This window comes from Pseudoalteromonas sp. MM17-2 (assembly GCF_022347945.1).
Lineage (GTDB): Bacteria > Pseudomonadota > Gammaproteobacteria > Enterobacterales > Alteromonadaceae > Pseudoalteromonas > Pseudoalteromonas ruthenica.
This window is the reverse complement of the sequence record NZ_JAKRFV010000004.1, coordinates 81119-106147: the sequence shown is the minus strand read 5'-3', so window position 1 is coordinate 106147 and position 25029 is coordinate 81119. Positions and strand designations below refer to the sequence as shown.

Sequence of the window (25029 nt, the reverse complement as noted above, 5' to 3'; positions counted from 1 at the left end):
TATGTTTTCAGAGTCACCGATCAAACGCCGCAAATCGACGCGTATTTATGTAGGTGATGTGCCTATTGGCGACGGCGCGCCAATTGCGGTGCAGTCCATGACCAATACCGACACCATGGACGTCGATGCCACAGTCAAGCAAATTCAAGCTATTAAGCAAGCAGGCGCAGACTTGGTGCGTGTCTCAGTGCCCACTATGGCGGCGGCAGAGGCGTTTAAAAGCATTAAAGAGCAAGTGGATATTCCGCTAGTTACGGATATCCACTTTGACTATCGTATCGCGCTTAAAGTGGCTGAGTACGGCGCTGATTGCCTACGTATCAACCCCGGGAATATCGGTAATGAAGAGCGAATTCGAGCAGTCGTCGATGCCGCTGGTGAACGTAATATTCCGATTCGTATCGGCGTTAATGGCGGCTCACTAGAGCGTGATTTACAAGAAAAGTACGGCGAGCCAACGCCTGAAGCTCTGCTTGAATCGGCGATGCGTCATGTGGAAATTTTACAGCGTCTCAACTTCGACCAGTTTAAAGTGTCCGTCAAAGCCTCAGATGTATTTTTGGCTGTCGGCGCATACCGATTGTTAGCACAAGAAATTGATCAGCCGTTGCATTTAGGGATCACCGAAGCAGGTGGTTTTCGTTCTGGCTCGGTGAAGTCAGCAGTCGGTTTAGGCATGCTCCTAGCCGAGGGGATTGGTGATACTTTACGGGTGTCGTTGGCGGCCGATCCTGTGCAAGAAATTAAAGTCGGCTTTGATATCCTTAAATCGTTGCGCATACGTTCGCGCGGTATTAACTTTATTGCCTGCCCAAGCTGTTCGCGTCAAGAGTTTGATGTGGTCTCCACCATGAACCAGCTTGAAGAGCGCCTCGAAGACGTGGTCAAGCCGATGACCGTTTCTGTGATCGGCTGCGTAGTCAATGGCCCGGGTGAAGCCTTGGTGAGTGATATTGGCTTAGCCGGGGCAAATCGCCGATCAGGCTTGTATATCAACGGTCAGCGACAAAAGCTGCGTATCGATAACGATAACATTGTCGATCAACTTGAAGAGCAAGTGCGCGATTACCTCGCTAAACAAGAACAACAAACGCTAATTGACGTTAAATTAGTTGATTAAGCCTTGCTCTGCTACTTGGTGGTAGCGGCGCAAAAGGCTATAATGGCGCGTTTAATTTATCGACGCTTTGACATCGGCGCTTGAGCGCCTAAACAGAATTTTTGGGATTATCAGTGGCAAAACAAATTCAAGCAGTCCGTGGGATGAATGACATCCTACCGGGTGATACACAAGTTTGGCAGAAAGTGGAAGATACCTTGCGCCAGTGTGTGGCCTCTTTCGGTTATCAAGAAATCCGCTTCCCGATCGTTGAATCAACCGATCTTTTCAAGCGCTCTATTGGCGAAGTGACTGATATCGTAGAAAAGGAAATGTATACCTTTGCCGATCGTAACGGTGATAGCCTCACCTTACGTCCTGAGGGCACAGCGGTGTGTGTGCGTGCCGGGAACCAAAATGGTTTACTGTATAATCAAGAACAGCGCCTGTGGTATATGGGGCCTATGTTCCGCCATGAGCGCCCTCAAAAAGGTCGTTATCGCCAATTTCATCAGTTCGGTTTGGAAGTGTTTGGTATTGCCAGTGCTGATATTGATGCCGAAGTGATCATGCTTACTGCGCAGCTTTGGCAACAATTTGGTATTAGCGAGCATGTACGCCTCGAGCTTAATTCGTTAGGCTCCAATGAAGCGCGTGCACAATATCGTGACGCACTTATTGCTTACCTAGCGCAGCACGAAGACAAGCTCGATGAAGATTCAAAGCGCCGCATGCACTCCAACCCACTGCGAGTGCTTGATAGTAAAAACCCTGATGTACAAGCCGTTCTGGCCGACGCACCTAAGTTATCTGAGCACTTAGATGATGAATCTAAAGCACATTTTGCAGATTTATGTGAACGTTTAGACGCAGCGGGTATCGAATATCAGGTTAACGAAAAACTCGTGCGTGGTCTTGATTACTACAACCGCACTGTGTTTGAGTGGGTGACCGATAGTTTGGGGGCCCAAGGCACAGTTTGTGCGGGCGGTCGTTACGATGGCTTAGTTGAGCAACTTGGTGGTAAAGCGACGCCTGCTGTTGGCTTTGCCATGGGTATGGAACGTTTGGTGTTGTTGTTGCAAGCATTAGAGAGCGTCGGCGACATTCGCCGTGACGCCGATATATACGTTGCAGCAATGGGTGACAAAGCCAGTATTCAAGCCCCCGTTATTGCTGCCCAGTTACGTGCGCAAGTGCCAGGTTTACGAGTGCTAGTACACGCCGGTGGCGGTAACTTTAAAAAACAATTAAAACGAGCCGATAAGAGCGGTGCTGAAGTGGCGCTGATCCTCGGTGAAGACGAACTTGAGCAGGGAGTGGTGACAGTGAAATACCTGCGTCAAGAAAAACCACAAGCAACCCACTCCTTGAATGAAATTACCCAGCTATTGGCTGAGATGATTTAGACCTGAGTCTACGAGGTAATAATGGAAATTTATTCAACAGAAGAACAACAAGCAGAAGCGATTAAACGCTTTTTCAAAGAAAACGGTATTACGCTAGGACTAGGTATTGTTATCGGTCTAGGTGGTTTATATGGCTGGAAAGCCTATAACCAAAACCAGTTAAGCAGCGCCGAGCAAGCATCTGATGCCTTTAACAAGGTGATTGAAGGTGCTGGGTCACAAGACAGTGATGTAGTTGCTAAAAGCGATGCCTTTATCGAGCAGTACAATGGCTCAAGCTATGCCGTGCTGGCGGCTTTCGTTGCAGCGAAAGAAGCGGTTGATAATGACGACTTAACTCTGGCTGCTGAGAAGCTAACGTGGGCACAAAAAAATGCTGGCAAAGCAGAATTGCAAGCGATTGCTACCACGCGCTTAGCGCGTATTCAACTAGCTCAGAAAGACTATGATGCGGCACTCGCAACGCTTGATACGCAGTTACCTGAAAGCTATAAGGCCAATGTTGCCGAGCTTAAGGGTGATATTTATCTAGCTCAAGGCGATAAAGCACAAGCGCGGGCGTCGTACCAAGCGGCAGCAGACAATGGCGGTTTAGAGAGTAACCCTTTACTACAAGTGAAGTTAGACGATTTAGCCGAGCAGACTCCAGCAGCTTAAGGAGTGGGTAGTATGAAAAAGTTAACCCTGGCAGGCTTAGCACTGTGTATGGCGTCGCTCACCGGTTGCTCTTCCAGTGATGAAGATGAGTTGGTGTTACCAGAGATTGCCAACCAGTTTGAAACGCAAGTATTGTGGCAAGAAACTGTGGGAGATGGTGTAGAGCATTATTTTTCTCGTTTACAGCCCGCTGTTTATAAAGACCGCGTCTTTGTTGCCTCGCGTTTTGGTGAAGTACAAGCATTGTCATTAACTGATGGCGACGTCTTGTGGGAGAACGATGTGCGCGCAGACGCCTCGTTTTGGCCATGGGAAAGCACAGACAGCGCCAAACTCTCAGGTGGTATCTTGCAAGCCTATGGCAAGCTATTTATCGGCTCGGAGCATGGCCAAGTGGTTGCTCTTGACCGAGAAACTGGTGAGGTCATTTGGCGTAAAAGTGTTCCCGGTGAAGCGCTATCAAAGCCCGCCGCTGGAGATGGCCTGATTTACGTTAACTTAGGCTCGGGTAAGTTACTGGCGTTACACCCTGATAGCGGGGAAGAGCGCTGGCGCTATGAGCAAGAAGTGCCGCCGTTGACTTTGCGTGGCCTAAGTGCTCCCACTGTCGCGAATGGCGGAGTCTTAGTGGGTGAAGAGACGGGTAAGTTATCTGTGCTTATTTCCGACAGTGGATTTGCTGCGTGGCAGGCAGATATTGCCCAGCCTAAAGGTGCTTCTGAGTTCGAGCGTTTAGTCGACGTTGACACTGAACCTAAAGTAAGCGGCTCTATGGTGTACACCTTAGCTTATAACGGCAACTTGGCTGCTGTTGATATTCGCTCTGGTAACGTGGTCTGGAAGCGTGAATACAGCAGCTACCGCGAATTCAGTATTGTTGGTACTACGATTTATGTGGTCGATTCTGATGGTGTTATCTATGCTTTAGATAAGAGTTCGGGGATCGAACGCTGGTCACAGCCAGCACTGCGTGGCTGGTATATCACTGGCCCTGCGGTACTAGGTGATTACCTCGCTGTGGGTGACCAAGAAGGTAACTTGCACTGGCTAGACCGCAACAGCGGTGAGTTAGTCGCTCGTCACGAGTTTGATGGCTCAGGGTTTTACGTTGAACCTGTGGTTGCTGATGATCGCTTGATCATTGTCACGCGCGATGGCGAAGTAAGCGCCGTTAAAGCGCCGTAAGTTAGATTAATTGGGCTTTGCCCTAAAATAGGCTTCGCCTTCAGGCCAATTGGTCATGGCGGAGCTTTTTTGTTGTTTAAGAGGTATATTATGCTTCCTGTGATCGCCTTAGTGGGGCGACCTAATGTTGGTAAGTCGACATTGTTTAACCGCTTAACTCGCACTCGAGATGCGCTCGTTGCTGATTTTCCCGGGCTCACTCGTGATCGTAAATATGGTCAGGCGAGCTATGATGGCTATGACTTTATTGTGGTCGACACCGGTGGTATCGATGGCTCTGAAGAGGGCATAGAAACAGAAATGGCGGAGCAATCGCTGTTGGCGATTGATGAAGCCGATGTGGTGCTGTTTTTAGTCGATGCTCGAGCTGGCATGACGGTGGCTGATCAGGCCATTGCCCACCACCTGCGTAAGCAGGAAAAAAAGGTGTTCTTGGTAGCAAATAAAACCGACGGCATCGATGCTGATTCTAACTGTGCGGAGTTTTATCAGTTAGCCCTCGGAGAGGTATACCAGATTGCAGCTGCCCACGGTCGTGGTATAGCTGGGCTACTTAATACAGCATTGCACCCGGTTATCGAGGAGCTCAGCGCATTAGAGGCTGACACTGAGGAAGAAGCCTTTGCTGCGTTTGATCACGACGGTGAGCTGAGCGACGAAGCTCAGCAAGAGCTGGAGAATCAAGCCATAAAGTTGGCTATTATTGGTCGCCCTAATGTTGGTAAGTCAACACTTACTAACCGTATCCTTGGTGAAGAGCGGGTGATTGTTTATGATATGCCAGGTACCACACGAGACTCCATTTATATTCCTATGACCCGCAATGAGCGCGAGTATGTGTTGATAGACACTGCCGGTGTTCGAAAGCGCAAGAAAGTCAGTGATGTGGTTGAGAAGTTTTCGGTGATTAAAACGCTCAAGGCCATAGAAGATGCGAACGTCGTGCTGTTGGTGATTGATGCGCGCACGGGCATTTCCGATCAAGACCTAAGCTTGCTTGGTTTTGCCCTCAATGCCGGACGCTCCTTGGTATTGGCGGTAAATAAATGGGACGGACTGGATACCGATGTCAAAGACCGTATTAAGTCTGAGTTAGACCGCCGTCTTGGCTTTGTCGACTTTGCGCGTATTCACTTTATCTCAGCGCTGCACGGCACTGGAGTAGGGCATTTATTTGAGTCGGTGGAAGAAGCCTTTGATAGCGCCACTAAACGAATTAGCACGGCAATGTTACGGCGGATCATGGATATGGCACAGGCGGATCACCAACCACCTTTGGTGCGTGGTCGTCGAGTGAAGTTAAAGTATGCGCACGCCGGTGGCTATAACCCACCGCGTATCGTTATTCATGGTAACCAAGTGCATGAGTTGCCGGATAGCTATAAGCGTTACTTAATGAACTATTATCGCAAAGCCCTAGACATCATGGGGACGCCGATCAAAATTGAATTCCGTGAAGGGGATAACCCTTATGCAGGACGCAGTAATAAAATGACCTTATCACAGCGACGGAAGCTGAAAAAAATCAGCCAAGAGTCTAAAGGTAAGTAATGAAAGCGGCGCAATTAGAGCGCCGTTTTTGTTTATTTTATACGCCCTTAGCGCTATTCTTAAGCTATTGTTCAGAAATAAAACGAGTGGCTATGAAGTGCGTAGGGACGACTATCTTCGTTGATAATGTCGAAGAAGTGCTGGATTTTTATTACCAAGCTTTTGGTTTATCGACACACTACATTGACGAGCAAGGCACTTACGGCGAACTAGCCTGCGGGGTCGCCAAAATCGCCTTTGCTAGCCATCCATTTGCGCAATCACGCTTTCGCCAAGAATATATCCGTACCCAGCCAAAGCAACCGGCACTGGGCTTTGAGTTGAGTCTATGCTGCGATAATGTTGCCCAGAGCTTTGCTAAAGCGGTGGCCGCTGGGGCTGAACCACTGTCGCCTCCGGCAACTCATCAAGGGCTCACCTACGCCTATGTGCGCACCTTGGAGGGGACTTTAGTTGTGCTCAGCAATAAGCCATAAAAAAGCCGCTCTAGGCGGCTTGTTTGGTTATTGAATTTCGCCGAGCTTTTCGGCTTGCTCTTTACAGCGGTTGTAGATTTCTTGGCACTGGGCCACGCACACGGTGTTGGTCATACTCTCTTCAACGGTACTGTTGCTACAGTTGGTTTCACACTGAAAATTTTGCTGCGCACACTGGTTAAGCTCAGGGTTTTCTACACTATTCTGACAGCCACTTAGAGCGGCGACTAAAGCTAACGCGAAAATCGCTTTCATGGTATTCATCCCTTTTATTTTTCTGTTACTTAGCTGCAGTCTAGCGTTAAATTATCGATAAGTCTCACTTTATCCAAATAGGCGGCCACTAATAACACCAGCTCAGAGTCTTTGGCTGTCGCTGCTGTCAGTCGATTGCGCTCAGCCACATTAAAGTAATCAATACGCAGTCCTTTCTGTTCTATGCGGGCGATAGCTTGATGCTCCAAGTCGGCAAAGTCGTTATTACCGGCCTGTATTTGTTCTTTGACCCACTGCAAGGTAGTGAACAAGGTGCTCGCTTGCTGCTTTTGCGCTTCATTAAGATAGTTATTCCGAGAGCTTAGTGCTAAACCATTCACATCTCGTTGGGTTGGCACACCGATGACCTCTATAGGCATGGACAGGTCGCGCACCATGGTTTTTATAACTTGTAGCTGTTGAAAGTCCTTCTCGCCAAAACAGGCGAAGTCAGGCTGTACTAAATTGAACAGCTTAGTGACCACAGTGGCAACACCGCGAAAGTGTCCTGGGCGGGCACCGCCGCAATAACCCAATGACACGCCAGGGACGTCAACATAGCTTTGACTTTCTAAGCCATTGGGGTAGATGGTTTGTACCGTGGGAGTAAATAAGTAATCGGCACCGCGCTCACTTAATCCCTGCTGATCAGCTTTTAAGGTACGCGGGTACGCATCTAAATCCTCATTGGCACCAAATTGCATGGGATTAACAAAAATACTGACGACCACCTTATCTGCTAACGTTTTCGCTTTATCAACAAGTGAGTAGTGCCCCTCATGTAAGTTGCCCATAGTTGGAACAAAGGCGATGCTCAGCCCCGCTTGGCGCCAAGACTTAATTTGGCTGCGTAGTGAGCGAATTTCGCTGGTAGTCTGCATAGCTATCTTCGTCTAATTGAATTCATGATCAGGGCCAGGAAAGGCACCACTTTTTACATCTTCACAAAACTTCTGCACCGCCGCAGGCATGTTACCGGTTTCGGCAAGAAAGTTTTTCGAGAATTTGGGAATATACCCTGCGGAAATACCGACTAAATCATGCATAACCAGAATTTGTCCATCGGTCTGGTTGCCTGCGCCAATGCCTATAGTGGGAATACTAACCGCATCGGTGATGGCTTTGGCTAAGGCGCTAGGTATGCATTCAAGTACCAAAAGCTGCGCTCCAGCTTGCTCTAACGCCTGCGCATCGGCAATCATTTTCTGCGCTTGCGCTTGGTCACGGCCTTGAATTTTAAAGCCGCCAAACACATGGACCGATTGCGGCGTTAGCCCCAAATGTCCACAGACCGGTACGCCTTGCTGAGTGAGAGCTCTGATACTGTCATGCAGCCACTCGCCGCCTTCCACCTTAACCATGTTGGCACCGGCACGCATCAGCTTGGCAGCATTCTCGCAGCTTGCAGCAACAGTGTTGTAAGTCATAAATGGCATATCAGCGATGACAAACAAATCGCGGCTGCCAGCGCGAACGCAACGCGTGTGATATGCAATATCCTCTATGCTGACTGCGAGTGTATCATCACTGCCTTGCAGCACCATGCCGAGGGAGTCACCGACCAATACGGCATCAACGCCATTGTCGGCAAAAAGTTTGGCAAAACTGGCATCATAGGCTGTAAGCGAGGTTATTTTTTCACCTGCTTGTTTTTTCTTTGCCAGAGTAGAAACTGAGATCTTCGCCATATGCTGTCCTTATTAGAGTTGTTCTAAGCCATTGCGTGGGGTATTGGCCACGAGGCGTTGCAGCGAGCTGCCATCTGGTAGTTGTAAATCAGGAGCTAGCTCATAAAGTGGGTAGAGCACAAATTCACGCTCTTTCATACCGTAATGTGGCACTGTGAGGCGGGCATCATCAATGCATTGCTCGCCAAATAAGAGGATATCGATATCTAAAGTACGTGGCCCCCAGCGCTCGGCCTTGCGCACTCGACCGAGTCGTTGTTCAATCGCTTGAGTGGCATCGAGCAGTTGGTGTGCGCCTAAGGTGCATTGCATTGCGAGCACCGCATTGACATAGTCGGGCTGATCTTGCGGTCCCATAGGTTTACTGGCGTACAGCGCCGAGCAGCGGTGTGCTGTGGTGCCCGGCAGAGCCTTGAGTTCAGTAATGGCATGGTGTAATTGGGCGATAGGGTCGCCTTGGTTTGCACCTAATCCTAAGTACACCTGAGTCATTATTGTGACTCACCCTTAGGTTTGTTGCGGTTGCGTGAGCCGCCGCTACGACGACGCCGACGAGGGCGGTTATTGCCTCCTAGGGCTTTGACCATCATCTTTTGACCATTCACATCGGCATTAAGGTAGGCACTCCACCAATCAGCCAGCTCTTTTAGGTCCTCTTGACCGCTATCTACCAGTAACAACATAAAGTCGTAAGCGGCTTTAAAGCGTGGTTGCTGGCTCAGGCGATAGGCACGTTGGCCACCGCGTTTATCAAAGCGGTGTTGAATATGCCAAATGTCTCGTGCTCCTAGCGTGAAGCGCTTTGGCACTGCCACATGTTGGGCGTTTTCCGATAAAATTTGGTTCATGGCCGCAGCCAAGGCTTCAAAATGTGGCAATTGATCGCGTTGCATCAACAACTGACAACGCTCTAACAGCGGGAACCACAGCAGTGCGGCAAAAATAAACGCCGGGGTGACTTTCTTGTCGCCGTTAATGCGCACATCGGTATTGGCAAACATCTGCGCTATAAAACGCTCTTCTTGACCACCTGGGTTGGCATCAAGCAGCTTGTCTAATGCGGGAAATAAATACTTAAATAACCCATATTGGCGCAAAGCATGGAAATTAGCTTCGGCTTTGCCGCCCAAAAACAACTTCAAACACTCTTCAAACAAACGAGCCGGCGGGATATGCGCAAGTAAGTCAGCCAATTCAGTAATGGGTTTTGCCGTAGCACTGCTAATGCTCATGTCTAATTTGGTGGCAAAGCGAATGGCACGCAACATCCGCACAGGGTCTTCGCGGTAGCGTGTCTCTGGATCGCCAATAAGCTCTATGCGGCGGCCTTTAATGGCTGCGACGCCATTAGCGTAATCATAAATGCAGAAATCTTTAATTGAGTAGTACAGCGCATTGATAGTGAAATCACGGCGCTCGGCATCTTCGTCGATAGTACCGTAGACGTTGTCGCGCAGCAGTTGACCATGCTCAGATGACTGACTGACGTTATTTTTTGAGTCTTGCGCCTCGTGGTGACCACGCATGGTCGCCACTTCAATGATCTCGCGGCCAAATACGATATGCGCGAGACGAAAGCGACGACCAATTAGACGACAGTTACGAAACAGCTTCTTAACCTGCTCTGGCGTTGCATTGGTAACGACATCAAAGTCTTTTGGTTGCAGACCCAGTAGCAAATCGCGCACACAACCACCGACCAGATAGGCTTCAAAACCGCCGTCCTTGAGTCGGTATAATACTTTTAACGCGTTGGGGCTAAACTGGCTGCGCGAAATCCCGTGCTCGCTGCGGGGGATAATCACCGGCTCGTCGAGCGTCCCTACGGTTGCTGAGTGGGCGTCAATGTGCTCTTTTGCGGACAGTGCTTGTCGGCAAAAATGAAACAATTTGGAAATGATAATCGCTCTCCTAGGCTGCATTTATGGCGATTTTAGAAGTGGCTTATAATATACCAGCGCGGCGGAAAAATTAAGCGAGGGAGCAAAAAATCACGGCTTTATAGGGTGGTTAATTCGGTGTTGCCTGCTTCATTTTCACTTACTTGCACTTCTAGGGCCTGACGCAGCTGTATTTTAGGGTATTGGCTAACAGCCCAATCAACAATGGTTGCAGCGCGCTCGTGGAGCAGTTCAGGGTCAGGTTGAAAACCTAAAAAGCGTAATGCGTCCAATAGAGCTGGTTGAGGGTGTGCGCGCTCGATAGCTGGCGCGTAATTTTGCTTCGACAGCTTAAAGCCTGGGCTAGCCACAGCTAACGGCAGGTGCATATAGCTTGGTGGAGTGGCCCCTAATTCAGTAAATAAGCCGATTTGCCGTGCGCTGGGGATGAGTAAGTCGGCACCACGGACCACATCAGTAATGCCTTGGTCAATATCATCGATGACCACGACCAGTTGATATGCGAATAAGCCGTCCCGGCGCTTAATAATGTAGTCTTCGCGTGCTTGTTGCGGCAACACTTTTACCTCGCCTTGAAGGCGGTCTTCAAAGCGCTCGATAATGTGGTTTTGAACTAATCTGAGGGCATATTCATCACCGCTCACCGTCAAGTTGCGGCAGCGATTGTCGTAGATGCCGCCCATGGCTTTAATTTGTTTGCGGGTGCATTGACAGCGGTAAACTAAACCTCGGTCATAAAGTTCATCGGTGATTGCTTGATAGCGCTCTAAACGTTGGCTTTGGTAAACGACGTCACCATGCCAATGCAGAGCATAGGCTTCGAGGGTTTTTAGAATGTCGGTATCAGCGCCAGCTTTGACGCGTGGAGTGTCAATATCTTCAATGCGAACGAGCCAGCGGCCATGATGACAGCGGGCATCTAGGTAGCTACCTAAGGCAGCTACCAGAGAGCCGAAATGCAGGGGACCGGATGGGGAAGGGGCAAAACGGCCAACGTAGTGGCGCGCGGCAGGTGTGCTCGTGCCCAAACCCGTAGTTGTCATGGTTGATTAACCGCGACCGGCTTGCTTCTCTTTAATCTCAGCGAGTGATTTACAGTCCACACACAAATCTGCAGTTGGTCGCGCTTCTAAGCGGCGAATACCGATTTCAATACCACAAGATTCGCAATAACCAAACTCGTCTTCATCGATAAGTGTGAGGGTTTTTTCAATCTTTTTAATTAGCTTACGTTCGCGGTCACGAGTGCGAAGTTCCAAAGAGAACTCTTCCTCTTGCGCGGCACGATCGACTGGGTCTGGAAAGTTAGCCGCTTCATCCGCCATATGGGTCTTGGTGCGGTCAACTTCATTTCTCAGTTCGTTACGCCATGATTCCAGAATTTTGCGAAAGTGAGCACGTTGCTGCTCATTCATATACTCTTCGCCTGGCTGTTCTTGATACGGTTCTAACCCCGCCTGAGCGATTAACCCTAGTTTACGCTGCTCTGGCATAACACTCTCCTAAATCCTTAATATACAGTCCCCGGAAATAACCGGCGGCTATAAATAGCAGAATACCACCCCCTTAGCAAACACTTTTTTCTTAACCCGATGGCGACTGAATCCATCATGACTGGTAAAAAGGAACGATAAAGTGTGGCGTTTATTCTTTTCTTAATTCAGCTTTATATGGTGTCCTTGGCCACTATTTCAAGTTGTTTTTTGTAATAAGATAACGTTTTGGTGATTTGCCATACCAACGCTTGAAAGCTCGTTGCAACGCACTTTGCTCAGAAAAACCAAGTTTTGTTGCAATATCAATGGCTTTGTAGCCGGATTCAAAGAGCTGTAAAGCCAGACGTGCACGGGCTTCATCCAATAATAGCGAAAAGCTTGTTTGCTGCTGCGCCAGATGACGCTGCAATGTGCGTGTTGGCACAGCGCACAGTTGCGCCGCTTGCTCTACATTGAGCCGCTGTGGCAAATGCGCTACCAGTTGCTGTTTTACTTTTTCGCGTAAATCAAAGCGCGCATCCAGTTGTTGCTGAGCTTGATGCAGTAACAGCTGCTCTAGGGTGGTATCGGGCTGCTTGAGAGGTTGGCCAAGCAATACCCTTGCGATGGTCATGCTGTTAGTGCTGCTATTGAAATACACTGGACATTTAAACACGTTTTCGTAAATACGCTGTTCCTTGGTGTTATTAGGTGGCGAGCGCATTAGGTGCACGGCAACTGGCGTCAGCTGCTCAGCTTTCAAGACATACATGCGAGCAAAGCTTAGCCAGCTAGCAAAAAGCTCATCAATTACGTAGTAACAGTGCGACTGCGTGGGCCCTAAATCCAAAGTTAGCGTTTGCGCTCGCTGATGAAAGGTAAGGCTTTGGGTGTGGCGCACCAAGGGATGAAACCGACGTCCGTAGTCAATGACCCGGTGTAAATTAGGGCTCACGGCAGCAAGGTGACCAAGCACGCCCCAGCGCTCAAGGTCCAACTGCACGCCAAAGTATAAGCCGATATGTGCGCAATTGAGTTGCTGATGCGCCCAAAGCATTAGACGGTGGTAATGGCCAAGGTGAAAGCTTTCACTGGGCTGGTGTAGTGCCTGCTCATCGCAGCGCAGCTGGTGCAAGGCGTCGGCTCGTTTCAGCCCCTTTGTTTCTAAAAATAAAACCAAAGAGCGCAGTACTTGATGGCTGACAAAAGAGGGACTCATAGTGCTATTTGTTATTATTTTATTGTTCTTTATCCACGCTGCGCTAATTGGCGCGTAAAGTCAATTTTTGGCGTTATAGGTCAAGATTTACACCTGAGCTTAGGGCAAGGTGAAGCAGAGCAAGTAGAATAACAATAGAGAAGGACACCCTATGAAAACATCGTTTACGCCGCTGTGCCTTGCCGTCATCAGCGCACTCACCTTAAATGGTTGCGGCTCTGACTCCGATGACAATACCTCGCCTGTGGTCGAAACCCCGGACCCAGTACAACCGGACCCTGAACCTAAACCTCTGGTGCTATTTGATGACGATGGTACGTTAAACGCTGATATACGTTGGACCACTTACGGCGTTCCCCATATTAAAGCAGACAATGTTGAGAGCTTGGCATTTGGTAGTGGCTACGCCTATGCCAAAGACAACGCCTGTGTGTTGATGGACCAAATCGTCAAAGTGCGAGGCCACCGTAGTCGTTACTTTGGCCCAGATGAAGTCCCTGGCAGCGGCGACTCCGCTCATTTGATTTCAGACTTTGGCTATAAGGCCTTGGGCGTTAATGACTATGCTGCAGAAAATTACGACCAGCTCGATGCGCAAAGTCGCGCCCATTATCAAGGCTTTGTTGCTGGGTTTAATAAGTATGTCAGTGACACCGGGGCTGATAATCTCGCCCCAGAGTGCGCCTCACAACCTTGGGTGATCACGCTCACCCCGGAAGATATGCTGGCCTACTCTATGGCCACAGTGCAATTAGCAAGCTCTGCCAACTTTCTTGATTTAGCCTTTTATGCCAACCCTGGTGAGGGCGATGAATACCTACCTGTTATGGCCCAAAGCGGGGCGGTGGCGCAGAGTTTTGCTGCCAATTTGAATGCCCGTACGAAAACCTTAAAGCTAGAAAAGAAGTATGAGCACTTGGGCTCGAACGGCTGGGGGTTAGGTAAAGATAAAATGGAAAATGGCATGGGTGGCTTGTTAGCGAACCCACATTTTCCGCATCGCGGTAACCTCAGGTTCTGGCAATCGCATTTGACCATTCCTGAATCACTCAATGTCATGGGCGGCAGCTTGCAGGGCATGCCGGGTGTGGTCAATATCGGCTTTAATGAGCATGTCGCTTGGACTCATACCTTCTCCAAGGCTCGGCATTTCATTATTTACCAGTTAGCGCTCAGTGACAATGACCGCCTAAGTTATACCTTAGATGGTGAGCCTATGGCCATTAACAGCAAAACCATCAATATCGATGTTGCCATTGCACCAGGGCAGAGTATTACCTTGACGAAAGACTACTATTACTCACATCAAGGCTTGATGATCGAGACCCCAGCCGCGCAAGGATTAGGGTGGAGTGACAGTCATGCATTTACCATTAAAGATGCCAACGAATTTAATATGGATGTGGTGGGCTTTTGGTCGCGTATGAATGCCGCCAGTAGCTTGGACGACATGAAAGCAGCATTTGCCGAGTTTGATGGCGTATCCTTTAACAATACCATGGCAGCGGACAAGCACGGCAATGCCTTTTTTATTGATGACTCCACCGTTCTAAAAGTAGGGGAAACCGCTAACTTGGCGCTGCGATTAGAGCCACAATTAGTGGCATTACGTGAGCAAACAGGGTTCGATTTAGTCCCTGGCGATACCTCATTATTTGCCGCTGATGGTGTCGTGCCTTATGCTGAGGCACCGAAGTTAGAGCGCAGCGATTATGTGCAAAATTCCAATGACAGTTATTGGCTTACCAACCCCGAGCAACCGCTGTCAGGATTTGCCGCGCAATATGGTGACGTGCAATACCCGCAATCACTGCGCACGCGCATGGGACTAAAGCTATTGCGTGAAGGCGGTGGCGAAGACGGCAAGTTCTCATTAGCTGAGCTCGAGCAAGCGTTAATTGGCAATGATATTTACCTTTATGACTTAGTCTTTCCGGAGCTTGTAAACCAATGCCAGGCCCAGGGCAGCGAGCCTATTAACCTTGATGGTCGGGCGGTTGACTTAAGTGATGCCTGCGCGCTGTTGGCTCAGTTTGACGGCAAGATGACCTTGCAGACCAAAGGCGCTGCGCTGATCCGTGAGTTTGCGCACTTATTTGACCCAGCAGTGCACTTGTTTGATAACTTCTCCAGCATCGATGCTGCAAATACTCCGAACACGTTGCGCCCCGATGGCTCAGCATTGCGAACTCTGGCGCATGCAGTATTAAATGTGACCGACAATGGTTTTGCCCTGGATGCGACCTTGGGTGAGTTGCAGTTCGTTGAAAAAACACTGGCCGGGGGCATGGCCTCAGGAGAAAAACTCCCCTGGGCTGGCCCTATGCATGTCGAAGGCGGCTTTAATGTATTTCGCTTTGACCGCCGTGGGCTTTCCGATTCGACGGTGATCCCTTATGTTAGCTACCCCGCGCTCAGTGATGCGCTTAGCGGCGCACCACTGGCTTCCAATCTCAGTGCATCTGGTTACCCCGTCAACTATGGCTCAAGCTGGATGTTTGTGATGAACTTTACCGAGAATGGCCCGGTTGCCAAAGGATTGCTGACCATGTCTCAGAGCGCACACTCAGACTCACCGCACTTCGACGACCAAAGCCGTTATTACTCGCAACAAGCCGCTTTGCGCCCGCTGTATTTTTCTGAGGGCGACATTAGCAACAACTTGATTGCCGAGATGAGTATTAGTCTTGAAAAGCCAAGCGCTGAGTGAGAGTGACCTCTTCGGCACTGATACGGGCTTTATAGGCTAACACTTCAACGCCGGCTTGCTGCGCTTGGCGCAGGAGGTCGGCGTAAATCGGATCAATATGGGCGGCGGCGCTGACTTGGTTGATGCCGCTGTGTAGCACAGCAAACAGTAACACCGCCCGCTTTCCTTGTTGGCGCATGGCGGTTAACTCGCGCAGGTGTTTCTGCCCACGTAGCGTTTGCGCATCGGGGAAATAACCCTGTCCTGAGTGCTCAAGTAAGGTCACCGATTTTACTTCGATATAGCAATCTGCCTTGTCGGCATCGCGCAACAGTATGTCGATACGGCTATTTTCTGCACCGTATTTTACTTCACTGTGTAGCTGTTCATAGCCTTGCAGTTCTTCGATCACATCGTTGTTGATGGCCTCGATAGCGACTTTATTCGCTACGGCGGTATTAACACAAATTAAATCCCCTTGGGCGTTACTACTGAGCTCCAAACTATGCGGGTATTTGCGTTTGGCGTTGTCGCTGGTGGAGTAGTAGGCGTGCACGCCAGGCTCGGCACAGCCGGTCATTTTACCGGTGTTAGCACAGTGCACGGTAAACTCATTACCATCTTCGTCGCGCAAATCCACTAAGAAACGTTTATAGCGCTTTAGCAGGGTGGCGCTTTGTAATGGGGCAGGAAATAACATTAATCTCACTTCGCTTTAGAACTGCATAGCCCTAGTGTAAACTGCTAGTAATTGTAATCACAGTCCAAGAGGACCCACATGAGTCAACAATTTTTAGTACACCTAAGTGAACAAGCTGCGCCTAGTCATTGGGGCGAATATGCATCAGTGTCTTTCAATGAACAAGGTGCCACGGTGCACTTAAGTGAAGATGAAACCCTTAAAAACGTACAAAAGGCGGGCCGCGCCATAGCTAATCAAGGCGTAAAAGCGGTGCAGTTAAGCGGCGATACTTGGTGCACTGAAAGTCAGTGGGCATTCTACCAAGGCTTTGTTAGCCCTAAAGTACTCGATGGGGTGAGCTTTGTTGATAACGACCAAAGCGACATTAAGGAGCTGCAAGCGCTTAAGCAAGCGGCGACTTGGATGCGCCAGATGATCAACGGCACGGCAGAAGAAATTTACCCAGAGAGCCTGGCGGAAAAGGCGGGTGAGTTTATTCAGTCGCTGGCGCCTGAGCATGTCAGCTATCAAATTATCAAAGGCGAAGCACTAAAAGAGCAGCAGTGGATTGGTATTTACGAAGTCGGTCGCGGTAGTGAGCGCCCACCGGTGCTACTAGAGCTTGATTTTAACCCCACAGGTGATGATGCCGCTGCAGTGGCTTCTGCACTTGTTGGTAAAGGGATCACCTTTGATTCTGGCGGTTATTCAATCAAGCCGAGCGAAGGGATGCTGGGCATGAAGTGCGATATGGGCGGTGCAGCAACTGTCACCGCAGGCTTGGCCCTGGCAATTAGTCGTGGTTTAGACAAGCGAGTTAAATTATACCTTTGTTGTGCCGAGAACCTGATTTCAGGGCACGCATATAAACTTGGTGACATCCTGACCTATAAAAACGGCACCACAGTGGAAATTGTGAACACCGACGCCGAAGGCCGCCTAGTGCTAGCTGATGGTTTGATGGCCGCCAGTGAGTCTGGGGCAAAAACCATTGTTAATGCAGCCACCTTAACGGGCGCAGCGTTAGTGGCTGTGGGTCAGGAATATAACGCTCTATTTGGCCTAGACAAAGACATGGTGCGCGATGTTGAAGGCTTCGCTAAAGAAGAATTTGAAGGTGCATGGCCGTTGCCATTGGAGAAGTTCCACCAGCACAACTGTCCATCACCTTATGCCGACACTGCTAATAGTCGTCCACAAAAAGGTGGTGGTTTTGGCGGCGCCTCAAACGCCGCTGGATTCCTGTCTCGCTTTGTTCGTGATGAAGGCCAAGGCTGGGTGCATATCGATTTAGCCGCAGCGTTCCAAACATCCGCTACGGGCATGTGGGCAGCTGGGGCAACGACACAAGGTATGCGCACGGTTGCACGTACGCTACAAGAAAAGTCGTAACTTTAACAATTCGACAGAAAGCGGCCTAGTGCCGCTTTTTTTATGCCCAAAATTAACCTAAAGCTTGGAATCGTGGCCCTCATGGCGCATTAATAAAATAGTTAGATATATTTTGGTGGGGAGCGAGAGAATAAGCCCAATAGCAATACACATAGCGCCAAGCATATAGCTGTACATACCAAAATACTGGCGGAATCCATCCACGACAAGCAGGCTATGACCACTCAAAATGAGCAACAGTCCCAATACTATGATGCATTTTAATAGGGTGAGTTGGGTGGCTTTTTGCATGGGGTAATCACTTTTAGTCACATTTCACGACTATTATTTAAGCAAATGTAAATTTTTATTGGATTGATCTACCTCATACAAGGTATATTTCGTCCCAAAATAATAAATAATCATTAGACAGGTTCGCTGTGACACCGACAGTAAAAGCACAATCTCATGCAAGCGCGCGCTTACCTCATCTCAATACGTTTCCTAAGCTATTGATTGGCGGCCTGTTGTACTACGCTTTAGCGCAGTTCGGTATGACCTTTATGGCAACCCAGCCTGCTAATATCACCTTGATTTGGCTCAGTGTTGGTGTAGCGCTAGTGATGTATTTGCGATTGGGCAAGGCATCGGCCATTGTGGTTTTTATTGCAAGTTTCGCTGCTAATTATCCTGGTATGCAGGTGGCGGACATGGTCCATGGGGTAGTGCATACCAGTATCGCGGCTTTGATTGATACACTTGCGCCTTGGGTGATGGCGGGGCTTGTTAAACGCCATTTACAAAGTGGCTTAAGCCGCTTTCAAGACTTGGTCACCTTGGTTGTGCGAGTTTATCTGCTACCTATCGCGTTGTCTGTGGTGATGCTAACAGCCAACCTTATTTTAGGTGGGTATATTGGTAGCGAACTCTTTGCTCAGTATGTGCTGCAATTGCTGTTTTCCGACATTTTAGGTGCTTTGCTGGTCTACGCATTTTTTGATGCTTCTGTGAAGCAACAGCAATGGCCACTGCGTCAATCGGCACTGGCATGTGCGGCGATTGTACTGGCTTTGGCGGCGATGCTCACAGCCAAACTTTGGCTCGGTGGCTTTATTTTCGCTGTTTTGCCTTGCGTACTGGTGATGATCTTTGTCTGCGCCAGTGTCTTTGTTTATTCGGTATTGTTAGCCGTTGTAGCGGCGCTAGTGGTGCTTTTTGGTCATGACTTTGGCCCTTTTATTCAAGATACCCCCATGCAGTCATTGTTTATGCTGCAATCGTTTATTGTGACCCTTTCTATGTTGACTATAGGCGGGCGGCTATTGCAGTCGCAATTACTCAATGAGACTGATTCGAAACACTATTGGCAGCACCAAGCTCGGTTTGACGACTTGACCCAATTAATGCAGCGAAATGCCTTTATGGATGCCGCTGAACACAGCTTACGCTGCGGTGGGCTAAGGGGAAAAAGTAGCAGCATTGCGGTCGTCGATTTAGATTTATTTAAGAAGGTGAATGACCGCTTTGGTCATCAGGCTGGTGATGAAGTGTTGGAATGCGTGGCCTATTGCCTCACCAAGCAATTACGTGAGCATGACTTAGCCGCTCGTTTTGGTGGCGAAGAGTTTGTATTGTTACTCAGTGCCCACCTTGAGCAAGGCTGTGGCATTGTCGAGCGAATTCGCATCGCCATTAGTGAACTTACTTTTGATGACTACCCCGAACTTCGCGTGACGTGTAGCATCGGCGTTACTCACGTTAATCAAGGTGAAAATATCGGTTCTGCGCTCAGTCGTGCGGATGGAAGCCTCTACAAGGCAAAGCAGCAGGGTCGTAATCAAGTGTGTATTAATCACTAGGTGTATTCGCAGCGCAGTACAGGCCTAATTCGATGGCTTTAATGGTGGCTTGGGTGCGATCGCGCACTTCAAGTTTAGTTAATATCGTCGATACCGCGTTGCGAATAGTGCCTGGTGCTTTGTGTAATTTAGCGGCGATTTCTTTATTGGCATAGCCTGCACAAATAAGCTCTAGAATTTGCTGTTCGCGCGCTGTTAAGCCCTTTACTTGTGGCGTTACTACACTGCGCTGCTTAGCCATCACCGCCTCTTTTAATGCTTGTTGTAATACGCTACCGCCTTGCGAGAGTGCTGTGATCCCTGCAACTAACTCTTCCAGTGATGCATCCTTGAGCATGAACCCTTTGGCGTTGTGCTCAATAGCCCGAAACAAAATGTCGCTGTCGTTGAAGGTGGTTAGGATAAGGCAGGGCGGCGCGTGGTACTTCGAAAGTGCCTGTAGCACGCCTATGCCGTCTAATCGTGGCATGCGTACATCCAGTAGAATTACATCCGCATCCACGTTTCCCTGTTGATAACACTCTAAAAAGGCTTGGCCGTCCACAGACTCACCACTGACCTGGATGCGCTTATCAAGCGCCAGCAAACTCGCCAACCCTGCACGAACTAAGTGTTGGTCGTCAACTAGGTGAACTTTAATGGCTGTTGTTTGCATAGGGAAACTCCGCATTTAGCACCATGCCTTTACTATTAGGTGTGAACGTAAACGTGCCGCCCAAGGTCTCCACGCGCTCCTTTAACCCCAACAGGCCATTGCCAGGCACTGGATTATGTAAGTGACCACCATTGTCACTGATCGTCAACCGCAGTGGGTTATGGTTATATAAATGTATATGTAGCTCCGTAGCAAGCGAATGCTTTAAAGCATTGCTAATTCCCTCTTGAGCACAGCGCAGCACACATTGGGCATAATTAAGTTGTGCCAGCAGTGGGTGAGCTTGGTAGTGTACAACCACCGCAATGCGTGGCGTGTTTTCAGCTAACTGCATTAAGGTAGACTGTAAATCAATCGGGCTGTGGTTGCGTTTATCACTGACCACAGAGCGCACACTAGCAAGCGTTTGCCGAGCATGCTGATAACAGTGTTCAAGTTGTGGTTTAAGCGTATCCGAGGCGGTACGCCGAGCAATATCGAGTTGCATTATAAGGCTCGTTAATTGATGGCCTACATCATCATGCAGTTCACGCGCAAGGTGTAAGCGCTCTTCACTTGCTCCAGCTTGGATTAATAAGGCTTGAGTGGTTTGCAAGGAGGCATTACTGATTTGCAGTGCTTCTTTGGCTTGCTGTTCAGCCATTGTGCGTTGACTCACCACTAACGCGAATAAGCAAAAGGCGCTGGTAGAAAGCGTATTCAAAACAGGCCATGGGTGGTGCCAATAAAATCGCTGTAGAAGTAAAAAGAGTACCGCGTTGATAGCAATGCTGAGGTAACAGTAACGCAGCGGTAAGTAATAAACCAAAATGGCGCTAAACATCACCATGTAAATGAGAATCAGTGTTGCGCTGGTGAGCAGTTGCAGGCCGATAATGCCCGCACCAATAACAACGAGCAGTACATAGCGCAGCGGGTAGCCGTAACTTTGCTCTTGCTCGTTTATGACCAGTAGTAAGCAAAGCAACATGAGTGTGTGTATCACCACTTCTATGGTGGCTAATGCAGTAAATCCATGCTCAGCGTTGAACATGATGCGCGGTATCGCGATAACGGCCCAAGTTACGAGCACGACCACTAACCAAGATAACTGATAACGAAAGTATTTTTTCATTCCTTAACTATATCCACAGCACGCATCTAACACCAGCAGTGCAACGCATGTTGTGACAGATGTCACGCGCCAAAATGACGAATGTGACTTACCGCGTCAGCACGGCGTTTGTACTCTAACACTGTTAATTGGCAACACAGTGAGAAGAGTTATGTATTGGTTACATCAAGGGGCGCTTTATATACATATTGTATTAGGATGCATTGCTTTAGTGTTATTTTGGCTGCCAGTGTGCGCGGCCAAAGGCTCCCGGCTGCACAATCAAAGTGGTAAGGCCTATGCGTATGTGATGTACGCAATTGCAGGCAGTGGCCTTTTTTGCTGTGCATTAGTGCTATTAGACCCGTTGGGCGCGCGTAATATCGATACCCTGAGCACGGCAGAAGAGTTACGCCGCTATCTACAGGTTAACCATCGTATGGCATGGTTTTTAAGCATGTTATCAATGTTGGTGTGGGTGTCGGTTTATCATGGCCGGCGAGTGTTGGTGGCCAAGGAGCAGCGTTCCTTATTACGCACGCCAGCTCACCTTGGGCTTATTGCAGCACTGGCTGTATGTGCGTGTTATACCTTTTACCTAGGGTGGCAACAGCAACAAGTTTTATTGCTGGCGTTTTCGGTGTTAGCCATGGTTATCGCAGTCACTATGGCGCATTATATTTACCGACCCTCTCTGCGGCCTCGTAGCTGGGTTATTGAGCACCTGAGCGCCATGATAGGCTCCGGTATTGGTGTGTATACCGCTTTTGGTGCCTTTGGCGGACGCCGTCTATTCAATGCGGTATTAGGAAGTGATGCCCAGTTAATTGGTTGGCTGCTACCCACCCTGGTAGGTAGCGCGGGCTTGATGTACGCCGCACAGCACTATCGTCGACGCTATGGTGTCTAGCTTGGCGCACTTTACAAAGGCAGTTACACTGAGCCGCAAATAAAGAAAAAAGAGAAAACGCCCATGAGCTTACCGGGAAAAATTGTATGTATTGGCCGTAATTATGTTGAGCATATTCACGAGTTAGGCAATGCTATTCCAGAGCAGATGGTGGTATTTAATAAGCCTAGCAGTAGTCTTAGCCAGCACCTTTATGCTCAGCATCAAGGCGATAGGTTGCATTACGAAGCTGAGATCTGCTTGCGTATGACCGAGCAAGGCCTCACTCAAGCAGCGGTGGGGCTTGATTTAACTAAGCGCATGCTGCAAAGCCAACTCAAGCAAGCAGGACTGCCTTGGGAGCGAGCTAAAGCCTTTGATGGTGCCGTGGTGATGAGCGACTTCATTGATATTAGCGAAGCACAGATTTCGCAATTGGGTGTGCGTTTACTTATTGATGGCAAGCAAGTACAACATGGTGAAGTAAAGCATATGATGTATCCACCTCTTATGGCGGTGCAAGAACTGGCCACATTTATGGCTCTGCAGCCGGGCGATTGGCTGATGACTGGCACCCCTAAAGGCGTTGGTGAAGTACACGCAGAGGCTGAGTTTACGGCGCAGCTACTGCTCTCCCAAGAGGTGGTATTGGGCCAGAGCTGGCGCGCAAGAGATAACTTGACTGTATAAATAAACAGTATTAGGCTTGTGTCACCAAATCGGAATTACCGAGTTTATGTACAACAAGTCTTTACCCCCAACCTATTATCATGATCACTTCTTGGAGTTGCTGCATTTTTTCCAGCACCAAGGCTGGCATTTATGCGATGCCCATGAACAACGCTTTATTGATGACTTTTTAGCCTTGCCAAAAAATGCCCAGTGTGTGTTGGTGCGCGGCTTTAATCGCAAGTCTGATTTTCTTGAACAAAGCAGCTTGCATTATGACGAGATAGAGCAAGCGCCACTGGCGCTCGCCTTGCTCAAGCGTCGAGGTTGGTTGCGTCATGTACACGAGAGGGAGTTTGCACAATGGTTGGCGGCATTAACCAAAGCCGAGCTAGTCGCACTTTGTCGTGAACTGGGGCTACCCGGGGTGGCGTTGTCTAAGCGTAAAGAGCAATGGTTGGACTATTGCCAAACTCACGTGAGCTTTGCCAAAGCTTGCCACAGCCATGTATTTCTTAGTTATGTAGTCCATGCCTATAACCCGGTTTTAGCTTATTTATGTTTTATCTTTTTTGGTCGCCTACAAGCTGGACTGGGTCATTTTTCGTTGCGTGATTTAGGGATCATGCGCACCCAACAAGGCAAGGTAATCCCGCGCTTTGACACCTTAGAAGAGGCTAAAAGTGCGTTCACTTATGCGCAATTAAGAGCCCAGGTTAGCGAGTTGAACGAGCAGCAGCTGGTGCAGCATGGCGAGCAAGTAACGCAGCTACCAAGCGCTATAGGTGCGCTGGCAGAGCGCTACTCGCATGAGTATCTCTATCGTTTAGGTAAAGCCTTACTCGCGGAAGCGCCGCATCAAGATTTAGCATTATCAGTGCTAGCACACAGTGAAGATAATCGCGCCATTGAGTTGCTGTTGCGTCAGCGCTTTAAAAAAGGGCACAGGCAATGGGTTGAGCAGCGTTTATGCGCATTGATTGACGATCCGCCTAGCGATGAGGTATTTGTATTCGCCGAGGATTTTTACGCTTTAAAATATCAAGGCAAACGCACCAGCGTACTGAGCGACCTGCTGGCTGAGAAAGAACCGTTGGCTATAGATGAGGCGTATCGCCATCAAGTGGAGCAGGGTGTGATCGATTTATATACCCAACGCGGCGAACAAGCGCTACATAGCGAAAATCAGTTGTGGCAACACTTATTTGCGCTCTGTTTTTGGCACTTACTGTTTGATGGCGAGCAGGCTGGCAGGGGGAGTGAGTTTGATGTTTTTCCTGCAAGCTTACGTGACGGCCAGTTTTATCACTATTATCAGCCGCAAATACGCGAACTGTTCGCAGAGCATAGCAGTAAAGGGGCGTTAATCACTCACATCAGCGCGGCGGCCAGTCGCTACTACCATCAGCCTAACGCATTTATTCGATGGCACGAAGAAGTATTAGCGCCATTGGTCGCTCTCATCAATCATGCCCCCCTAAGTGCGGTTTATACGCAGCTGGAAACCATGGCGAAAGACTTCCGCAGCGCCAAGGACGGTTATCCAGATTTGATGGTTATCACATCTGGCAAAGTGCGTTTTGAAGAAATAAAAGCGCCGGGTGATAGCTTGCGCCGCAATCAGCTGGTGGCGTTAAAACAATTGCAGCGTGCCGGGTTTGATGTCAGTGTGCAAACCGTATGCTGGCAGGTGAACAGTGAACAGCCTTATGTGATTGTTGATATAGAAACCACCGGTGGGCGCCATCAAAGCCATCGGATCACCGAAGTCGCCGCTATCAAGGTAGTGGCTGGTAAGGAAGTCGCACGTTGGCATTCGTTAGTTAACCCACAGCGTCACATACCGCGAGCAATTACCGAGCTTACCGGCATAGATAATGTGATGGTGGCCGATGCCCCTATATTCGCAGAGCTAGCAGACTCGCTGTGGCAATTTATGCAAGGCTGTATTTTTGTCGCCCATAACGTTAACTTTGATTATGGCTTTTTAAAAGCAGAGTTCGCCCGTACTGAGCGCCACTTAAGTATGGCAAAGCTATGTACGGTGCGCTTGGGGCGCAGTTACTTGCCCGGACATGCATCATACTCTTTAGCACGTTTAAGTGCCGATTTAGATATTGTATTGTCGCGGCATCACCGCGCCATGAGTGACGCAGAAGCAACGGTGGCAATTTTTAATTTAATACAACAACAAAGGCAAGAATAAC

24 protein-coding genes are annotated in these 25029 nt (G+C 49.0%); 12 read left to right on the top strand and 12 right to left on the bottom strand.

Annotated elements, in window-relative coordinates:
* The first annotated feature begins 1 nt into the window (after position 1).
* From ispG to MHM93_RS05180, 6 genes are all read left to right on the top strand, one after another.
* Positions 2-1120 carry a flavodoxin-dependent (E)-4-hydroxy-3-methylbut-2-enyl-diphosphate synthase gene (gene ispG, locus MHM93_RS05205; protein WP_239448273.1) on the top strand — a complete coding sequence of 373 codons (1119 nt, stop codon included), beginning with the start codon at positions 2-4 and terminating at the stop codon, positions 1118-1120.
* 113 nt (positions 1121-1233) lie between these two features.
* Positions 1234-2508: a histidine--tRNA ligase gene (hisS, locus tag MHM93_RS05200; RefSeq protein ID WP_239448272.1), complete on the top strand. Its 1275-nt coding sequence runs from the start codon at positions 1234-1236 to the stop codon at positions 2506-2508.
* A gap of 21 nt (positions 2509-2529) precedes the next feature.
* On the top strand, positions 2530-3165 hold the full coding sequence (locus MHM93_RS05195; RefSeq protein WP_239448271.1) for a tetratricopeptide repeat protein: 636 nt from the start codon (positions 2530-2532) through the stop codon (positions 3163-3165).
* Positions 3166-3177: 12 nt separating this feature from the next.
* Entirely contained in the window at positions 3178-4350 is a 1173-nt protein-coding gene (bamB, locus tag MHM93_RS05190) for an outer membrane protein assembly factor BamB (RefSeq protein WP_239448270.1), read from the top strand.
* 90 nt (positions 4351-4440) lie between these two features.
* Positions 4441-5901 (top strand): ribosome biogenesis GTPase Der, encoded by a 1461-nt coding sequence (gene der, locus MHM93_RS05185; protein WP_239448269.1) that lies wholly within the window; start codon positions 4441-4443, stop codon positions 5899-5901.
* A 92-nt stretch (positions 5902-5993) separates the two neighbouring features.
* Entirely contained in the window at positions 5994-6377 is a 384-nt protein-coding gene (locus tag MHM93_RS05180; RefSeq protein WP_239448352.1) for a VOC family protein, read from the top strand.
* Positions 6378-6404: 27 nt separating this feature from the next.
* Here MHM93_RS05180 and MHM93_RS05175 read toward each other — a convergent pair whose 3' ends face one another.
* The 8 genes from MHM93_RS05175 to MHM93_RS05140 form a co-directional block, all read right to left on the bottom strand.
* Complete coding sequence (locus tag MHM93_RS05175; protein WP_026111017.1) at positions 6405-6641, bottom strand: hypothetical protein; 237 nt, start codon at positions 6639-6641, stop codon at positions 6405-6407.
* Positions 6642-6661: 20 nt separating this feature from the next.
* A complete protein-coding gene (gene panC, locus MHM93_RS05170; RefSeq protein WP_239448268.1) occupies positions 6662-7513 on the bottom strand; it encodes a pantoate--beta-alanine ligase in 852 nt (283 codons plus the stop codon).
* Between the two features lie 12 nt (positions 7514-7525).
* Positions 7526-8320, bottom strand: coding sequence for a 3-methyl-2-oxobutanoate hydroxymethyltransferase (gene panB, locus MHM93_RS05165; RefSeq protein WP_045979688.1), 795 nt, complete (start codon positions 8318-8320; stop codon positions 7526-7528).
* A 12-nt stretch (positions 8321-8332) separates the two neighbouring features.
* On the bottom strand, positions 8333-8812 hold the full coding sequence (folK, locus tag MHM93_RS05160; RefSeq protein WP_239448267.1) for a 2-amino-4-hydroxy-6-hydroxymethyldihydropteridine diphosphokinase: 480 nt from the start codon (positions 8810-8812) through the stop codon (positions 8333-8335).
* Complete coding sequence (pcnB, locus tag MHM93_RS05155; protein WP_082079329.1) at positions 8812-10242, bottom strand: polynucleotide adenylyltransferase PcnB; 1431 nt, start codon at positions 10240-10242, stop codon at positions 8812-8814. Before pcnB ends, folK begins: the two co-directional genes overlap by 1 nt.
* A 77-nt stretch (positions 10243-10319) precedes the next feature.
* Entirely contained in the window at positions 10320-11264 is a 945-nt protein-coding gene (gene gluQRS / locus MHM93_RS05150) for a tRNA glutamyl-Q(34) synthetase GluQRS (RefSeq protein ID WP_239448266.1), read from the bottom strand.
* A 6-nt stretch (positions 11265-11270) separates the two neighbouring features.
* Positions 11271-11714 carry an RNA polymerase-binding protein DksA gene (gene dksA, locus MHM93_RS05145; RefSeq protein WP_022944268.1) on the bottom strand — a complete coding sequence of 148 codons (444 nt, stop codon included), beginning with the start codon at positions 11712-11714 and terminating at the stop codon, positions 11271-11273.
* Positions 11715-11907: 193 nt separating this feature from the next.
* The gene (locus MHM93_RS05140; RefSeq protein ID WP_239448265.1) at positions 11908-12915 is read right to left on the bottom strand and encodes an AraC family transcriptional regulator; all 1008 of its coding nucleotides are present in this window, start codon (positions 12913-12915) and stop codon (positions 11908-11910) included.
* Positions 12916-13066: 151 nt separating this feature from the next.
* On the opposite strand from MHM93_RS05140, the gene MHM93_RS05135 reads away from it, so the two are divergent.
* Complete coding sequence (locus tag MHM93_RS05135; RefSeq protein WP_239448264.1) at positions 13067-15625, top strand: penicillin acylase family protein; 2559 nt, start codon at positions 13067-13069, stop codon at positions 15623-15625.
* Here MHM93_RS05135 and sfsA read toward each other — a convergent pair.
* A complete protein-coding gene (gene sfsA, locus MHM93_RS05130; RefSeq protein ID WP_239448263.1) occupies positions 15597-16304 on the bottom strand; it encodes a DNA/RNA nuclease SfsA in 708 nt (235 codons plus the stop codon). The genes MHM93_RS05135 and sfsA overlap by 29 nt on opposite strands.
* Positions 16305-16382: 78 nt before the next feature.
* On the opposite strand from sfsA, the gene pepB reads away from it, so the two are divergent.
* Positions 16383-17678: an aminopeptidase PepB gene (gene pepB / locus MHM93_RS05125; protein WP_239448262.1), complete on the top strand. Its 1296-nt coding sequence runs from the start codon at positions 16383-16385 to the stop codon at positions 17676-17678.
* A gap of 57 nt (positions 17679-17735) precedes the next feature.
* On the opposite strand, the gene MHM93_RS05120 is transcribed toward pepB, so the two are convergent.
* The gene (locus MHM93_RS05120; protein WP_022944263.1) at positions 17736-17969 is read right to left on the bottom strand and encodes a hypothetical protein; all 234 of its coding nucleotides are present in this window, start codon (positions 17967-17969) and stop codon (positions 17736-17738) included.
* A gap of 128 nt (positions 17970-18097) precedes the next feature.
* Between MHM93_RS05120 and MHM93_RS05115 the strand changes: the two genes are divergently transcribed.
* Positions 18098-19516 carry a diguanylate cyclase gene (locus tag MHM93_RS05115; RefSeq protein ID WP_239448261.1) on the top strand — a complete coding sequence of 473 codons (1419 nt, stop codon included), beginning with the start codon at positions 18098-18100 and terminating at the stop codon, positions 19514-19516.
* Here MHM93_RS05115 and MHM93_RS05110 read toward each other — a convergent pair.
* Entirely contained in the window at positions 19506-20171 is a 666-nt protein-coding gene (locus MHM93_RS05110; protein WP_239448260.1) for a response regulator transcription factor, read from the bottom strand. The genes MHM93_RS05115 and MHM93_RS05110 overlap by 11 nt on opposite strands.
* Positions 20152-21285, bottom strand: a complete 1134-nt coding sequence (locus MHM93_RS05105) for a histidine kinase (RefSeq protein ID WP_239448259.1) — start codon at positions 21283-21285, stop codon at positions 20152-20154. Before MHM93_RS05105 ends, MHM93_RS05110 begins: the two co-directional genes overlap by 20 nt.
* 151 nt (positions 21286-21436) lie before the next feature.
* On the opposite strand from MHM93_RS05105, the gene MHM93_RS05100 reads away from it, so the two are divergent.
* From MHM93_RS05100 to MHM93_RS05090, 3 genes are all read left to right on the top strand, one after another.
* Positions 21437-22174, top strand: coding sequence for a hypothetical protein (locus MHM93_RS05100; protein WP_239448258.1), 738 nt, complete (start codon positions 21437-21439; stop codon positions 22172-22174).
* A 63-nt stretch (positions 22175-22237) separates the two neighbouring features.
* The gene (locus MHM93_RS05095; protein WP_239448257.1) at positions 22238-22843 is read left to right on the top strand and encodes a fumarylacetoacetate hydrolase family protein; all 606 of its coding nucleotides are present in this window, start codon (positions 22238-22240) and stop codon (positions 22841-22843) included.
* Positions 22844-22889: 46 nt separating this feature from the next.
* Entirely contained in the window at positions 22890-25028 is a 2139-nt protein-coding gene (locus MHM93_RS05090) for an exonuclease domain-containing protein (RefSeq protein WP_239448256.1), read from the top strand.
* Position 25029: the final 1 nt, after the last annotated feature.

What these genes read in the sequence shown, in the direction of transcription:
- panB (WP_045979688.1), bottom strand. Translation starts at nt 8,320, where the DNA reads ATGGCGAAGATCTCAGTTTCTACTCTGGCAAAGAAAAAACAAGCAGGT.
- MHM93_RS05120 (WP_022944263.1), bottom strand. Translation starts at nt 17,969, where the DNA reads ATGCAAAAAGCCACCCAACTCACCCTATTAAAATGCATCATAGTATTG.
- der (WP_239448269.1), top strand. Translation starts at nt 4,441, where the DNA reads ATGCTTCCTGTGATCGCCTTAGTGGGGCGACCTAATGTTGGTAAGTCG.
- ispG (WP_239448273.1), top strand. Translation starts at nt 2, where the DNA reads ATGTTTTCAGAGTCACCGATCAAACGCCGCAAATCGACGCGTATTTAT.
- pepB (WP_239448262.1), top strand. Translation starts at nt 16,383, where the DNA reads ATGAGTCAACAATTTTTAGTACACCTAAGTGAACAAGCTGCGCCTAGT.
- MHM93_RS05095 (WP_239448257.1), top strand. Translation starts at nt 22,238, where the DNA reads ATGAGCTTACCGGGAAAAATTGTATGTATTGGCCGTAATTATGTTGAG.
- sfsA (WP_239448263.1), bottom strand. Translation starts at nt 16,304, where the DNA reads ATGTTATTTCCTGCCCCATTACAAAGCGCCACCCTGCTAAAGCGCTAT.
- MHM93_RS05140 (WP_239448265.1), bottom strand. Translation starts at nt 12,915, where the DNA reads ATGAGTCCCTCTTTTGTCAGCCATCAAGTACTGCGCTCTTTGGTTTTA.
- MHM93_RS05175 (WP_026111017.1), bottom strand. Translation starts at nt 6,641, where the DNA reads ATGAATACCATGAAAGCGATTTTCGCGTTAGCTTTAGTCGCCGCTCTA.
- gluQRS (WP_239448266.1), bottom strand. Translation starts at nt 11,264, where the DNA reads ATGACAACTACGGGTTTGGGCACGAGCACACCTGCCGCGCGCCACTAC.
- MHM93_RS05180 (WP_239448352.1), top strand. Translation starts at nt 5,994, where the DNA reads ATGAAGTGCGTAGGGACGACTATCTTCGTTGATAATGTCGAAGAAGTG.
- MHM93_RS05105 (WP_239448259.1), bottom strand. Translation starts at nt 21,285, where the DNA reads ATGAAAAAATACTTTCGTTATCAGTTATCTTGGTTAGTGGTCGTGCTC.
- folK (WP_239448267.1), bottom strand. Translation starts at nt 8,812, where the DNA reads ATGACTCAGGTGTACTTAGGATTAGGTGCAAACCAAGGCGACCCTATC.
- MHM93_RS05110 (WP_239448260.1), bottom strand. Translation starts at nt 20,171, where the DNA reads ATGCAAACAACAGCCATTAAAGTTCACCTAGTTGACGACCAACACTTA.
- MHM93_RS05135 (WP_239448264.1), top strand. Translation starts at nt 13,067, where the DNA reads ATGAAAACATCGTTTACGCCGCTGTGCCTTGCCGTCATCAGCGCACTC.
- bamB (WP_239448270.1), top strand. Translation starts at nt 3,178, where the DNA reads ATGAAAAAGTTAACCCTGGCAGGCTTAGCACTGTGTATGGCGTCGCTC.
- MHM93_RS05195 (WP_239448271.1), top strand. Translation starts at nt 2,530, where the DNA reads ATGGAAATTTATTCAACAGAAGAACAACAAGCAGAAGCGATTAAACGC.
- dksA (WP_022944268.1), bottom strand. Translation starts at nt 11,714, where the DNA reads ATGCCAGAGCAGCGTAAACTAGGGTTAATCGCTCAGGCGGGGTTAGAA.
- MHM93_RS05090 (WP_239448256.1), top strand. Translation starts at nt 22,890, where the DNA reads ATGTACAACAAGTCTTTACCCCCAACCTATTATCATGATCACTTCTTG.
- pcnB (WP_082079329.1), bottom strand. Translation starts at nt 10,242, where the DNA reads ATGCAGCCTAGGAGAGCGATTATCATTTCCAAATTGTTTCATTTTTGC.
- MHM93_RS05100 (WP_239448258.1), top strand. Translation starts at nt 21,437, where the DNA reads ATGTATTGGTTACATCAAGGGGCGCTTTATATACATATTGTATTAGGA.
- panC (WP_239448268.1), bottom strand. Translation starts at nt 7,513, where the DNA reads ATGCAGACTACCAGCGAAATTCGCTCACTACGCAGCCAAATTAAGTCT.